The sequence below is a fragment of the Allosalinactinospora lopnorensis genome, assembly GCF_000981225.1.
Lineage (GTDB): Bacteria > Actinomycetota > Actinomycetes > Streptosporangiales > Streptosporangiaceae > Allosalinactinospora > Allosalinactinospora lopnorensis.
The window spans coordinates 14,327-27,311 of record NZ_LAJC01000030.1 but is presented as its reverse complement, the minus strand read 5'-3'; the positions used below and the strand labels follow the sequence as shown (position 1 = coordinate 27,311).

Sequence of the window (12,985 nt, the reverse complement as noted above, 5' to 3'; positions counted from 1 at the left end):
GCCTCGTCGCCGCGATGTGAAACTTGTACTGAATTCAGTTCATTAAGGAGTTCGAATATGGCCGTGGAAGACGACATCCAGCTGGAGTGCGACGGGCATGTGGCGCGCGTGTGGCTCAACCGTCCGTGGAAGCGGAACAGCGTGAACCTCGCTATCCTCAACCGACTCGACGAGATCATCACCGAGGTCGACAACGACCCGGAGCTGCGGGTGCTCGTCCTTCGCGGCCGGGAGGGCACCTTCTGCTCCGGCTTCGATCTCGACGAGCTCCAGTCGGACTACGTCGGGTCGACGACCGGATGGTCCGTCGCGGTCGACTCGGCACGGATCTGCGACAACCTCTACCAGATGAAGACCCCCACGGTTGCGGTGCTCGAGGGCTACACCACGGCCGGTGGGTTCGAGCTGATGATCTCCTGCGACTTCGCCATCGCATCAGACGATGCGCTCATCGGTGACTTCCACATCCGTCGTGCTCTGTTCGGCGGCGCCGGGCCGATCTACCGGGTGCCTCGGATGATCGGCCTGCGCAAGACCAAGGAGCTGATGCTGGCCGGCAAGCTGCTCACCGGCCTTGAGGCCGCCGACTGGAACCTGATCAACGCTTCGGCGCCGCAGGACGAGCTCGACCAGGTCGTCGAGGACTTTATCGCCAACCTCACCGACAAGAGCCCGTTCCAGATGCAGGTCACGAAGATGACGATCGACCAGAGCCTGGACGCCTCGGTCCAGTCGATGATGGTGATGGAGCGGCTGGCCGTGGGCGTGACGCTGCAGTCCGAGGACGCGCGTGAGGGTGTCGCCGCGTTCCTCGAGAAGCGCGATCCGAAGTGGACCGGTCGCTGACCCGCGCCCGGTCGCTTCCCTCACCGTAGTCACCCCATCGGCTCCCGGAGGTGCCCATGCCCGAGGCCTACATCGTCGAAGCGCTTCGTTCCCCCGTCGGTCGTCGTGGCGGCGGCCTCAGCGCCGTGCACCCGAATGACCTGGGCGGACACGTGCTCACTGCGCTGGTGGGCCGCACCGGCATCGACCCCACAGCGGTCGACGACGTCATCTTCGGATGCGTTGACCAGATGGGTGCGCAGGCGGCGAACATCGCACGCAACGCGTGGCTGAGTGCCGGTCTGCCGGAGACCGTCCCGGGCACGACACTCGACCGTCAGTGTGGTTCGGCTCAGCAGGCGATCCATTTCGCGGCCCAAGCGGTGATGTCCGGGACCCAGGACCTGGTCGTCGCCGGTGGCGTGGAGGTTATGAGTCGGGTGCCGATGGCCGGCCCCGCGCTCGTGGGCCACCGCGAGGGGATGGGCTTCCCCTACGGCGGCGCCGGCTGGGGGAGACGGTACGGCGACCAGGAGATCTCCCAGTTCCGCGGCGCAGAGCTCATCGCGGAGAAGTGGAACATCTCTCGGGAGGACATGGAGGAGCTCGCACTGGCCAGCCATGAGCGCGCCGTCGCCGCGACGAGCGCCGGTCTGTTCGCCGAGGAAATCGTGCCGCTCGGTGAGGTAGTCCACGACGAAGGACCGCGCTCCGACAGCTCACGGGAGAAGATGGCGGCACTCGCCCCGCTCCGGGAGGGGGGTCGGCTGACGGCCGCCGTGTCGAGCCAGATCTCCGACGGGGCGGCAGCCATGCTCGTGGCGTCCGAGAGGGCGGTACGAGTTCACGGACTGGCCCCCCTGGCCCGGATCCATGCCATGACGGTCGTCGGCTCTGACCCGGTCCTCATGCTCACCGGTCCGATCCCGGCCACGGACGCGGTGCTTGCCAAGGCTGGCTTGACCCTGGACGACATCGATCTGTTCGAGGTCAACGAGGCATTCGCCTCCGTCGTTCTGGCCTGGAAGAAAGAGTCCGGTGCCCCGTTGGACAGGACGAACGTGCTCGGCGGTGCGATCGCGTTGGGCCACCCACTGGGTGCGACGGGGGCCAGGCTCATGACCACGATGGTCCATCATCTGCGCCGGACCGGAGGGCGGTACGGCCTGCAGACGATGTGCGAAGGCGGCGGCATGGCGAACGCGACACTCGTCGAACGCCTCTAGTCTTTTCCGACCGCTTGCGCGATAAGTAAACCAAACTGAAGTAAACTCGAAACTTGTCATTGCCGCGACCGATCGAACAGGGAGAGCTGATGACGATTCGTGAGTACATGGCCCGGCTGGACAGCGAGGACCCGCAGTCGGCCATGGATCTCGTGGAGCCGCACGTCAGCTTCTTGTTGGCGCTCCCCTCTGGGCCGGTCAGCGGAACGTCACGTGAGGAGCTATGGGGGTACGTGTCCGACCGGCCCGCCGTCACCCGACGGCACCACATCACCCGGGAGAGTTCGGACGGCGACTTCGAGGCCGTCTATGGAGTGGTGACCGACGACGATGTGGAGACCGGTGCCTTCCTTGCGTCGGCGACGCTCTCGGCCGTCGGCCTGGTCCAGCGCTACCTCGTGTACTTCGACAAGGAGTTCCGCTTGGTGGGCCCGTCAGAAGGTGAAGCAGCGTGAGCTCCGCCCGTGCGTCCCTTCGTCATGACACCGTGCGCTGGGACGAAGCAGGAGTGGAGACGGTCGTCGACGGGGTGCATCGCGTGGCCCTGCCGCTGCCCGAGGACGGGCTCAAGGCGGTCAACGTCTATGTGCTCGAGGACTCCGCGGGGCTGACCCTGATCGACGGCGGCTGGGCACTCACTGGCGCGTTCGAGGTGCTCGACACCTCGCTGAACCAGCTTGGTTACTGTGTCGGCGACCTGCGTGATGTCATGGTCACCCACATTCATCGCGACCACTACACCCAGGCGGTGTGGTTGCGTGACCGATACAGGCTCAGGGTGCTGCTCGGAGCGGATGAGCGCCCGGGTCTGGAGGAACTGCGCCGGATCAGGACGAACCTGCCGACGCATGCGTTCGACAGGCTCCGGTCCGGGGGTGCCGATGGGCTGCTCGACGAGCTCGCGGCGGTGGACTGGCCGCCGTATGACCCGACGGTATGGAAGCCGCCCGACGTGTGGTTGGAGGACGGTGACGTCGTGGGGCGGCTCGAGGCGGTTTCGACGCCCGGCCACACCCAGGGGCATCTGGTCTTCCGGGACGAGAGCCGATCGCTGCTCTTCTCCGGCGACCACGTTCTCCCACACATCACCCCCTCGATCGGGTTCGAGCTGGGCGGGGGAGCGCTTCCGCTCAAGGACTACCTGGAGTCACTTCACCGGGTGCTCAGGCTGCCGGACTGCGCCTTGCTGCCCGCGCACGGACCCGTGACCGACTCGGTCCATGACCGTGTGCACGACCTTCTGAGGCACCACGAACAACGCTTCGACGCGTGTCTGGACGTGGTCGCATCGGGCTCCACAGCGTTCGATGTGGCCACAGGCCTGACCTGGACCCGTCGTGAGCGTGCCTTTGGTGAGCTCGACGCCTTCAACCGGATGCTGGCCGTGTGCGAGACCGTGGCACACCTCGATGTCCTGGTCGACGGCGGACACCTGGGGGTGGACGAGCACGACGGCGTTCGGCGGTACGGGCTCGGCCACGCGTGACCGCATGCGGCTGCCGCTTCGAAGTCGGTGTCAGGCCGCTCCGGCGGCGTGGCTGCGGGACCGATGTCCGTCCGCGGCGTACCCGTAGAGGGCCCCGATGGCGTAGGCGCGGACGGGCCCGGACCGCAGAGGAGTAGGCCTCGTCGTTCGCGGTGCCTGTCCGGCGCGCTCCCCTCGCGAGAGACGCGATTGTGACTGGATGCACTCAGTGCTTCTACACCCGAGGGCGAACAGACGGACACCGGACCCGAGGTCCACCCGATGTCGGCGAGGCGGGCATGGCGGATCGCTCCAGTCGCCCGGGCACGAGGAACTTGCCGCCCCGCCCCTGGCGCGGGGACGGCCGCCCGCGTCCGGGGCGGCGCTGGTCTCGGGGTGGCGCCGTCGCCGGCGGCCGTGTCCACGGGTGCCCCGCGGGGAGCGCCCCGGTCGGCCGGCGGTTCCGGGTGCGAACCGCCGGCCGACCTTTGGCTCTCCTCTCCGCTCCGACCAGAAGCGCCGGCTGGGGGCCGCGGCGTGTGCGCATCGTGATCGAGACGTGAACGTTTCCCCTGCTCATATCGGTATAAATCGCGCTATGGTGTATTTCTCGTTGCTTTGGCTATAACTCCGCTTGATTGATCGTTACTGCACCGACGACGGCGAGGCAAGCATGAGGCAAGCGCACCGGGCAGCGGGGTGCTGCGGCCTTCTCCCTGCTCGGCCCCGGCGGGTTCCGTGCCGGCGCGTGTCCCCCGATGCCCCCAGACACGTCATGAGACACAAGGGAGACAGTGGTGCGTCTTAAGATCACCTTTTCGGCGTTCGTTGCGATCTGGCTGCTCATCGGTGTTATCGCCACTGTGCAACGCGGTTATCTCTTCGCTTCGGAACAATCCTGCGCGACGCTCGGGAGCACCCTGACCACGGTGTTCGTCGGGCCGCTGAACTACATGGGGGTCAATCCGGAGATCGACTGCCCCACGCTTCCCGAGCCCTCGGAGTAACTCCGCCGTTCCACCAGGTCCGGGCCGCATCCGGGCCGGGCGGCCTCGCTCCAGGAGAGACCGGGCACGCCATGGGCTCGGTCGGACCGCCGAACGCGTCAGCGGATCCGCCGGGTGTTCGGCCGGTCGCGTTTCGGTCCGGTGGACAGGTGCCCGTCGCCGTGTCATCGAACGCCCGGCTATCCCGTGGTGTACGGCTCCAGGTAGCCGGGCAGCGCGACCTCGTCGGACAGTTGCGGGTCGGGCTCGGGGGAGCCGACCGCGCGCCGCACCGGAAGGACCCCGGCCCAGTGCGGCAGGTGCAGGTCCTCAGGGTCGTCGTTCACCCCGCCGCTGCGAACCTTTGCGGACACCTCGGCGATGTCGAGGCGCAGCACCCCGGTCGCGGCGAGCTCCTTGGCGGAGGGAGGTCGGATGTCCGTGGTCCGACCCGGCACCACATGGTCCACGATGCGGTCCAGCGCGAGCCGGGCCTCCTGCTCGCCGGTGACGCGGTAGGCCGTCCCGTGGACCACCACCGAGCGGTAGTTCACCGAGTGGTGCATGGCCGAACGTGCCAGCACCAGGCCGTCCACGCAGGTGACCGTCACGCACACCGACACGCCTCCTGGGCCAGCAGCACCAGCCGGCTGCCGCTGGAGCCGTGCAGGTAGAGATGGCCGTTCATCCGCGCGTACAGCGTGGGCAGCACCACCGGCGCGGTGTCGGCGACGAAGCCCACGTGGCACAGGTACTCCGCGTCCAGGATCTCGTGCACCAGTGTGCGGTCGTAGTCGACCCGGTCGTTCTTGCGGGTGGGTGTGGTGCGGGGGGTCGGGGCGTAGCGGGCGGGGGTGGTGGTCATTGCACTCCCCTTCAAACTAGTACACAATAATTTTTGTGCTAGATGATTCTTGGTGGACAGCTTACATAGCCGATCGCCGCAGTGCCACGGGGATCGTCGCGGGGGTGGAGCGCGCGGTGGACGCCGGCGTGCTCACCGCCGGCTGCGCCCTCCCCCCGATCCGCGCTTTCGCGGCCGAGCTCGGGGTGAACCCGAACACGGTCTCCGCCGCCTACCAGACGCTGCGCCGCCGGGGCGTGGTGGAGACGGCGGGCCGCCGCGGCACGCGGGTCCGTCCCCGCCTCGGCTCGGCGCTGCGCGAGGACATCGCGGCCGCCGTTCCCGAGGGTGCGCGCGATCTGTCCAGCGGGAACCCTGACCCCCGCCTGCTGCCCGCGCTTGGCGGACCGCTTGGTGACGCGGCCCGGGATGCCGAGCCGGTGCTCTACGGACAGCCCGCCGAGGACGGCGGGCTGCACCGAGTGGCCACCGAGTCGTTCCGCGCCGACGGGGTGCCTGACGGGACGGTGGCCGTCGCCTGCGGAACGCTGGATGCGGTGGAGAAGGCGCTGCTGACACGGCTGCGCCCGGGAGACCGCGTCGCCGTGGAGGATCCCGGGTGGCACGCTCTGCTCGACCTGCTCGGGCTGCTCGGGCTGGAGCCGCACGGCGTGCGCGTGGACGACGAGGGGCCGCTGCCCGGCGAGCTCGAAGGCGCCCTGGGCGCTGGGGCGCGGGCTGCGGTGGTGACATCGCGGGCGCAGAACCCGTTCGGGTCCGCACTGGGCGGGCAACGGGCCGAGGCACTGCGCGGCGTACTGGCGGCCCACCCCGAGGTGCTGCTGGTCGAGGACGACCACGGGTTCGCGTTCACCTCGCGCCGTTCCACAGCCTGGCCCCGGCGGCCCGGGACTGGATGCTGGTGCGCTCGGTTTCGAAGTCCCTCGGACCCGACCTGCGTACCGCGGCGCTGGTCGGGGATCCCGAGACCGTGGCGGGAGTGCGCACCCGGCAGCGGGTCACCCACGGCTGGACCTCGCACGCGCTGCAGCGCGCCGCGGCGCAGCTGTGGCGGGAGGCGGGGGAGCGGCCGCGGCGGGTCGCGGCCCGCTACGACGGGCGCCGGCAGGCCCTGCTCGACGCCCTCGCCCGGGACGCGGTGCCCGCCCACGGCCGCAGCGGGCTGAACGTGTGGGTGCCCGTCCCCGAAGAGACCGGGGCGGTGAGCCGGCTGCAGGACCGCGGCTGGGCCGTGGCCCCCGGTGCCCGGTTCCGCGTCGCCGGACCGCCGGGGGTCCGCATCACCACCGCGGAGCTCGACCCCGCCGAGGCGCCCTCCCTCGCCGCCGACGTCGCCGCGGCCCTCCGCCCCGAACCCGCCGGGCGCGGCACCTGAACCTCCCACCTGGGTGGGCTTCGTGGCCGCCTCACTGCTATGCGGACTGGCCCCGAACGCGTCGGTCCTGGTCGGCGGTCGAATCGTGCAGGCCTGCGGCGGTGCGCTCATGATTCCGCAGGTGCTGTCCATCATCCAGCTCAGCTATGAGGGCCGGGTCCGCGACAGGGCGATCGCCCTGTACTCGATGGTCCTCGCCCTCGGCGTCGCCCTTGGGCAGGTCGCGGGCGGAATGATTGTGGGCGCCGACCTGTTCGACATAAGCCGGCGCCCGGCATTCCTGATCAACATTCCGGTCGGCGTGGTGCTTCTCGCCCTCGCTCCGCGCCTGCTTCCCGGAGACCGGGGCGGTCGCCACCAGTGCCGGGCTCACCGTCGTGCCGCTGCTGGGAAGCGCGCTGTGCGCGTACGCGGCCAGATCCGTCAGTGTTTCCGGTGACGCGTCCACCGGATCCGGGCTCAACGGTCCGACGTTCGTTGCTTCCCAAAGTGATCGACCGTGTGCGAGTAACCCTCGTCGGCGCGGTCTGGCCGAATGCCATCTGATCGAGGCGCACGGCCACGCCGGACGCCGCGATGGCAGGGCGACCTCGCGGGCGCTGCTGGCTGGGGAGCGCGCCTTCGAGACCGATGCCCCGGACCCGCCGGAGTGGTTGGCTTACTTCGACGGGGCCTACCTGGCGGCGAAGATCGCCCACTGTTTCCGCGCCTTGCGAGTGGATATCCAAACTGCACGTTACGCCGAGCAGTCGCTGCAGATGAACACCGACTATGTGCGCGGGCGCGCGTTCAACCTGCTCATGCTGGCCTGGGCGCACGCCGACAGTGCCCCGGAGGAAGCGGTACGCGTCGCCTCTCAAGCGCTGGACCTGGTGGAAGGGCTGAAGTCACGGCGCGCCTTGTCCTATCTGCGCGGGGTGCAGCGTCGGCTGCGCCCGCACGCCGAGCTTCCAGAGGTCGCCGACTTCGAAGAGCGCGCCCGCCAGGTGGTTACCGCAGGCTGAGCGCCCGATACAGCGCCACCACAGTGGAGGCGCCCACGATCTGCCCACTCTCGATCATCCCCACCGCCTCATCCAAGGGGAACCAGGCGACATTCTGGGCTTCGTTGACGTCGGGAACGGTGTCGGTGAGGTCGGCGCCGCGAGCGAGGTAGAGGATCTGGGGCTGGTCCACCGACCCGATCGCCGGCTGGAACGTCACCAGGTGCTCCATCGAGCGGGGACGCCACCCGGTCTCTTCCTCCACCTCACGGGCCGCGGCCAGCGTAATGTCCTCGACACCGTCGACGTAGCCGCCGGGCAGCTCCCACACCCACCGGTCGATGATGAACCGGTGGCGGTACATCAGAAGCACCCGCCAATCATCGTCGACGACGAGCGTCATCGCGGCCGGAGGCATTTTCGCGACGTACTGGGTGAACGTGACCCCGTTGGGAAGCTCCACGTCAACGGTAGACAGGCGGAGGTGCCGGTTCTCGTCGACGAGGCGTTCACCGTGGATGGTCCATTGGGAATCGCTCACACGGCCACCCTAGACCGGAGCAGTCGAGGCAAACGAATGGCCCGCACACGGTGCGGACCTTCCGCGTGATGTCCTCCAGGTAGCCGGGGTACTACGGGGCAGCAGTAATCCGGTCGTCGCAGACTGTTAGCGGAACGGCCGGGGTCGGCCACTAGACGATTCATTCCCGTCGAGCATGTGACCAAGATGCTCACCGACCTTCGCCACGCGGTGAAGAACGGGAAGTTCGTAAGGTTACCGATACGTTAACGAACAATCCCACAGGGGAATGAGAAGACCCGTCCGTTGAGAATGGCGGCGACGACAGACCGGATTGTGCAGGTGTACCTCAAACTGGCGCCGGATTTGATCTTTGAGGCTGACTTCGAACCCTGATCTTTGGGGGTCGGCCGAGAAGGCGGGCCCAGGGGCCGGAACTGAGTGCTCTGACCAAAATCTTTAGGTTTTTTCGCCACCAGGGCGTGTAACTGATCGTTACGGCTAGCGATCCGAACATTGCTTTCTGGTTTGTCGTTCGTGGGTATGCAGGTCACAGGCCATCAAGGGGTCAGTCCGAAATCCGACACCATGTCGGATATTCTGGTCACCTTGTAATGATCGTTTCAACACCTGGGGATCTGATGTATGCGGGTCGGTGATAACGAGACAGGGGGCGAGGCGCAGCGCTCTCACCGGGGCGGTGCGCATCCGGGGACGGGACCCCGGATAACGGGTGATGTTCATGGTGCTGCGGTGCAGGCCGGGGCTATTTATGGCGGTGTGCACATCCACCGGCCAGAGCACGGGGAGAGGGTGTTGTGTCAACTCCCGCTGGCCCCTTCTGGGTTCACTGACCGGAATGAGGAGTTGCGCCTGCTCACCCGCATCGGTGCGGAGGTCGAGGAGCGTCGGCAGTCACGGTTGGTCATTGTCACTGGCACCGGTGGGGTGGGAAAGACCGCGCTGGCCACCACGTTCCTGCGTCAGACGGTGGCGGACTTTCCCGATGGTCAGCTTTATGCCGATCTTGCGGGGTTTTCTCCGGCGGAGGCCGTTGAGCCTGAGCAAGCGCTGGATACCTTCCTGCGAGCGCTCGGTGTTGCTCCAGCCGAGATTCCGCACGGACTCGCTGCCCGCGCCGCGCTGTTTCGCAAGCACACCAAGGATCGCCGCATGGCGTTGCTTCTCGACAACGCCATCTCCTCGGCCCAGGTGCGCTCGTTGCTGCCCGGTGAGGGCGCACACCTGGTCGTTGTCACCACGCGGTTGCGGCTGACCGGGCTTATCGATCACAGGCCCGAGTTCATCGATATTCATCCCTTGGAGGCTGCGGCGGCCATCAGCCTGATCAACGGCCTCCTCGCGGGGCGGCGTGCCACGCTGAGCGCGCGCACCTCGCGGGAGTTGGCCGAGCTGGGCGGGCGCCTCCCGTTGGCGTTGTGTGCGATAGCCGGCCGTTTGGTCATGCGCCCACAGCGTTCCGCCGAGCACATGGTGGCCGAACTCGGTGAGGAACGGCGACGGCTGGCGGTGCTCAGTCGATATGAAGAGGAGACGTCGGTTCGGGCGGTCTTCGACGTCTCCTACTCCACGCTTCCCCGTAGCGCTGCGCGGCTGTATCGCCTGCTGGGGCTGCACCCAGGGCCCGGCTTCGATGCCTCAGCCGCGGCGGCGTTGGCCGACATCGACGTCTTCGATGTCGAGGAGCAGCTGGAGTACCTGGTCGCGGCGAGCCTGCTGGGCGAGCGCGGCGATGGCCGATTCGCCTTTCATGACCTGGTGCGCATCCACGCACGTGACCGGGCCCACGAGCACGAGCCCGCCCATGAGCGCGCGGCGGCCCTGGATCGCCTGCTCGGCTACTACCTGCGCACCGCCGTGGCCGCCGATCTCACACTGGGCCCGGGGCGCTGGCACCTCAACCCCATGTTCGAGGCCGCCCGCGAGCGCCCCGCGGTGTTCGACGGCCGCGAGGAGGCCCTCGCGTGGTTGGAGACCGAGCTGCCCACCCTGCGCGCGCTGGTGGAGCTGGCCCGCACCAGCGGCCGTAACGAAACCGCCTGGCAGCTGTGCGAAGCGATGTGGGAACTGTTCAGCCTGCACCGGCACTACGACGTGTGGCTGGAGACGCACACGACCGGCCTCGCCGCCGCAGAGGAGCTGGGCGAGCCCGCGCCCCAGGCCCGGATGTTGGTGGCGCTGGCTGTGGCCCGACTCAACCTCAACGAGGTCGAAACCGCAGCCCAGCTCGTGCAACGGGCCCACGACCTTTGGGTGCGTGCCGGCCACCGCCTTGGCCAGGCCGCGGCCCTGGAGTATCTGGGCGTCACCGACATCATCCGCAACACCCCGCGCTGCGCCATCCTCCGCTTCGCCGAGGCGCTGCGGATCTTCGAAGAGGAGGACGAACCGCGCGGTGTGGCCATGATGAACCGCCGACTGGAGGAGGCGCACCGCGACGCCGGCGAGCACGACACCGCGATTCGCTACCTCTCCCACGCCTGCGAGTACTTCATCGCCACCAACGACGACTATGTGACCAGCCGAATCCTGGTGGGCCTGGCGGACTGCCACATCAAGGCTGGTGAGTTGGACCAGGCGGGGAGCACGCTTGAGCAGGCCCTCCAGGTCAGCCAGCGGGCCAGGGCACGAATGGAGATCGCCCGAGTGCACCAGATGCTGGGGGAGCTGCACATGCTCCGTGGCCACGTTCCACCATCGCGGCACCACCTGCACCAAGCCCTCTCACGCTATAGCGAACTGGGCGCCCCCGAAGCCGAAACCATACGAGGACACCTTGCCGGGCTGGAGCGCGAGAGCGACCAGGAACCCCCTGAGGAAGGGCCGCCCTGATGGCATCGAGCACGGCAGGGGTCAGTGCCCCCGCCACGTCGGCCAGTTCCATCGCCCGGTACCCGGCCGCCACCCAGGTGTGCACCAACGACAACACGAGCACGAACTGAGCCTCGCCAACCGGTGCGGGCACACTCAGCTCACCATGGTCGCGAACAGCCACCAGCGCACCGTTGTCGCCGGGCACCGCCACAGCCATGCAGCCAGGCCACACCTCGAGCAGGTGGGCAGCGGCCGACCGGGCCGACCGCCGCCTATCTGTGTCGAGGGTGATGACATCGGCGGTGCCGAGCCCAACGGCGCCATCGCTGGCCTGTGCCCACAGGAACTGGCCTGTGTCCACAGGAGGTCGTCGATGACGCGGCGCACGCCGTGGGCGGTGGGACCGACACCAGCGCAACCAGTCCCGAGCACCCTCAGCGCACCGCGAAGCGCTACGGTAGGCGTCATCGCGGCTCCCCTTCCAGGCGCGGCAGGAGCCGGGGGAGCGGGACCGGCGAGGTCTGCGCTGCCGTGTCCGGCTCGGTCAGCCGCATCATTTGGTACATGAGTCCGCGGAGGCGGGCCGCCGCCTGCCCGGGCACCGACGACACCAGGGGGGCATACCAGTCGCCCCGCTGCGGGGCGTGCCCGTCGATGGCCTGGCGTATCTGGGGCTCCAGCGCCGAGCCGCGCTCCAAGGGCGGTGTTGCCCGGCCCATCAGCTCAATGGCCGAGCCCGGATACACCTCCTCATGCGGAAACGCCGCGAGCAGGACCGGCCGGCCCAGGGCCGCGGCATACAGCGTCACCGACCCGTGATCACCAATGACCAGGTCGGAGGCGACAAGTGCTGCCCTCCACCCTTCTTCCGGAGGTAGCAGCCCCGATCCTTGCCGTTGCGCCTGGGAAAGCCACGCCCGGACCTGCCGGTGACCGTGCCAGGCCCACATGACCGGGTGGGGAACGGTCACCACCTTGTAGTGCTGTGAGGGAAGAGCACCCGCCACGGCGGCCGGCAGGCTCAAGTCGTGGCCGAGCAGGGAGTGCGGCCCCCAGGTGGATGAGACCACCACCAGCGAACAGCCATCGGCCACCCCAGAGCACGCCGGTAGGCGGCACGGTGCGGCAGGCTGGCCAGCAACCGGTCATAGCAAGGGTCACCAACGATTCGGGTCACTTGTACCAGTTCTAAGGAGAAGCCTGCAATCTCGCAGATACTGCGGCCCAATCGGCAACCCGTGCCTCCTGCGCGCCACTCCCGCCGAGGGCCGGTTCAACCGTCACAGCAGATCATGAACACGCTCTCCGAGTCTACCCGACTGACTCCTGTATACAGCGTGAGCGTTGTGCAGACGTCCGCCTGGTCACCTCCGACGCTCAGGTCGGGCTGGTCGAGGCGATCGCTGCGCGTCTGCCCGGCGCGTTGTGGCAGCGGTGCCGCGCTCACTTCGCAGCGAACTTCATGGCCATGAAACGCCGAAGGGTATGCGGCCGGCGGTGGAAGCGATGCTGCACAACGTCTATGACCACCCCAACGCCGCCCCGGTAAAAGCCATGTTCGAGCGACCGCTGAACTACGTCAGCGCGAAGCTCCCAGCCAGGGCCGAAAGCCTCGACGCCGCCCGCGCGGACCTCCTCGCTTTCATCGCGCTCGCAAAGAGGTGTGGTCCAGACCTGGTCCAACAGCCCCACCGAACGGCTAAACAGGAAGATCCACCGACGGACCGACCCCGGACGCGTTCGTCCGTCTTGTCGGCGCGGTCCTGGCCGAACAGGCCGATGAATGGCTTGATGCACGCCGCTGCCTCGGCCTCACTGTCCTCGCCCGCTGCCAACACGCCGTCGTCTCCGACGCCGGAGATTTGAAGGTGACAACGAGTTCCCTGCCCCCTTGACCGCCTGCCC

At 68.1% G+C, this 12,985-nt stretch carries 13 protein-coding genes and 2 pseudogenes; 11 read left to right on the top strand and 4 right to left on the bottom strand.

Annotation, left to right across the window (positions count from 1 at the left end):
- Positions 1-57: 57 nt before the first annotated feature.
- From VS93_RS12900 to VS93_RS12880, 5 genes are all read left to right on the top strand, one after another.
- The gene (locus tag VS93_RS12900) at positions 58-846 is read left to right on the top strand and encodes an enoyl-CoA hydratase/isomerase family protein (RefSeq protein WP_046470186.1); all 789 of its coding nucleotides are present in this window, start codon (positions 58-60) and stop codon (positions 844-846) included.
- A gap of 56 nt (positions 847-902) precedes the next feature.
- Positions 903-2,051 carry an acetyl-CoA C-acetyltransferase gene (locus tag VS93_RS12895; RefSeq protein WP_046470185.1) on the top strand — a complete coding sequence of 383 codons (1,149 nt, stop codon included), beginning with the start codon at positions 903-905 and terminating at the stop codon, positions 2,049-2,051.
- Positions 2,052-2,140: 89 nt separating this feature from the next.
- Positions 2,141-2,506 (top strand): hypothetical protein, encoded by a 366-nt coding sequence (locus VS93_RS12890; protein WP_046470184.1) that lies wholly within the window; start codon positions 2,141-2,143, stop codon positions 2,504-2,506.
- Positions 2,503-3,537: an MBL fold metallo-hydrolase gene (locus tag VS93_RS12885; protein ID WP_236700520.1), complete on the top strand. Its 1,035-nt coding sequence runs from the start codon at positions 2,503-2,505 to the stop codon at positions 3,535-3,537. Before VS93_RS12890 ends, VS93_RS12885 begins: the two co-directional genes overlap by 4 nt.
- Positions 3,538-4,313: 776 nt before the next feature.
- Positions 4,314-4,523, top strand: a complete 210-nt coding sequence (locus VS93_RS12880) for a hypothetical protein (RefSeq protein WP_046470209.1) — start codon at positions 4,314-4,316, stop codon at positions 4,521-4,523.
- A gap of 179 nt (positions 4,524-4,702) precedes the next feature.
- On the opposite strand, the gene VS93_RS32985 is transcribed toward VS93_RS12880, so the two are convergent.
- Complete coding sequence (locus VS93_RS32985) at positions 4,703-5,113, bottom strand: pyridoxamine 5'-phosphate oxidase family protein (RefSeq protein ID WP_338022733.1); 411 nt, start codon at positions 5,111-5,113, stop codon at positions 4,703-4,705.
- On the bottom strand, positions 5,110-5,367 hold the full coding sequence (locus VS93_RS32980; protein WP_338022732.1) for a pyridoxamine 5'-phosphate oxidase family protein: 258 nt from the start codon (positions 5,365-5,367) through the stop codon (positions 5,110-5,112). The genes VS93_RS32985 and VS93_RS32980 overlap by 4 nt, the downstream gene beginning before the upstream one ends.
- 35 nt (positions 5,368-5,402) lie before the next feature.
- Between VS93_RS32980 and VS93_RS32975 the strand changes: the two are divergent.
- The 4 genes and pseudogenes from VS93_RS32975 to VS93_RS12860 form a co-directional block, all read left to right on the top strand.
- A pseudogene (locus VS93_RS32975) lies at positions 5,403-5,579 on the top strand (hypothetical protein); the annotation flags it as partial.
- 689 nt (positions 5,580-6,268) lie between these two features.
- Positions 6,269-6,742: a hypothetical protein gene (locus VS93_RS31590; protein ID WP_236700525.1), complete on the top strand. Its 474-nt coding sequence runs from the start codon at positions 6,269-6,271 to the stop codon at positions 6,740-6,742.
- 22 nt (positions 6,743-6,764) lie between these two features.
- Complete coding sequence (locus VS93_RS12865; RefSeq protein ID WP_201776638.1) at positions 6,765-7,181, top strand: MFS transporter; 417 nt, start codon at positions 6,765-6,767, stop codon at positions 7,179-7,181.
- Positions 7,120-7,746 carry a hypothetical protein gene (locus tag VS93_RS12860; protein WP_236700519.1) on the top strand — a complete coding sequence of 209 codons (627 nt, stop codon included), beginning with the start codon at positions 7,120-7,122 and terminating at the stop codon, positions 7,744-7,746. The genes VS93_RS12865 and VS93_RS12860 overlap by 62 nt, the downstream gene beginning before the upstream one ends.
- Here the strand turns inward: VS93_RS12860 and VS93_RS12855 are convergent.
- Entirely contained in the window at positions 7,733-8,266 is a 534-nt protein-coding gene (locus VS93_RS12855; protein ID WP_046470182.1) for an NUDIX hydrolase, read from the bottom strand. The genes VS93_RS12860 and VS93_RS12855 overlap by 14 nt on opposite strands.
- Before the next feature lie 624 nt (positions 8,267-8,890).
- Between VS93_RS12855 and VS93_RS12850 the strand changes: the two genes are divergently transcribed.
- Positions 8,891-11,098, top strand: a complete 2,208-nt coding sequence (locus VS93_RS12850) for an NB-ARC domain-containing protein (RefSeq protein WP_156184812.1) — start codon at positions 8,891-8,893, stop codon at positions 11,096-11,098.
- A 446-nt stretch (positions 11,099-11,544) separates the two neighbouring features.
- On the opposite strand, the gene VS93_RS29155 is transcribed toward VS93_RS12850, so the two are convergent.
- Positions 11,545-12,174, bottom strand: a complete 630-nt coding sequence (locus tag VS93_RS29155; RefSeq protein WP_156184811.1) for a hypothetical protein — start codon at positions 12,172-12,174, stop codon at positions 11,545-11,547.
- 260 nt (positions 12,175-12,434) lie between these two features.
- Here VS93_RS29155 and VS93_RS29150 point away from each other — a divergent pair.
- Positions 12,435-12,975: pseudogene (locus tag VS93_RS29150) on the top strand (transposase); the annotation flags it as partial.
- Positions 12,976-12,985 lie beyond the last annotated feature (10 nt).

Bases quoted from the DNA above. Each gene is read 5' to 3' on its own strand.
- VS93_RS12890 (WP_046470184.1), top strand. From the start codon at position 2,141: ATGACGATTCGTGAGTACATGGCCCGGCTGGACAGCGAGGACCCGCAG.
- VS93_RS32980 (WP_338022732.1), bottom strand. From the start codon at position 5,367: ATGACCACCACCCCCGCCCGCTACGCCCCGACCCCCCGCACCACACCC.
- VS93_RS12900 (WP_046470186.1), top strand. From the start codon at position 58: ATGGCCGTGGAAGACGACATCCAGCTGGAGTGCGACGGGCATGTGGCG.
- VS93_RS12850 (WP_156184812.1), top strand. From the start codon at position 8,891: ATGCGGGTCGGTGATAACGAGACAGGGGGCGAGGCGCAGCGCTCTCAC.
- VS93_RS12895 (WP_046470185.1), top strand. From the start codon at position 903: ATGCCCGAGGCCTACATCGTCGAAGCGCTTCGTTCCCCCGTCGGTCGT.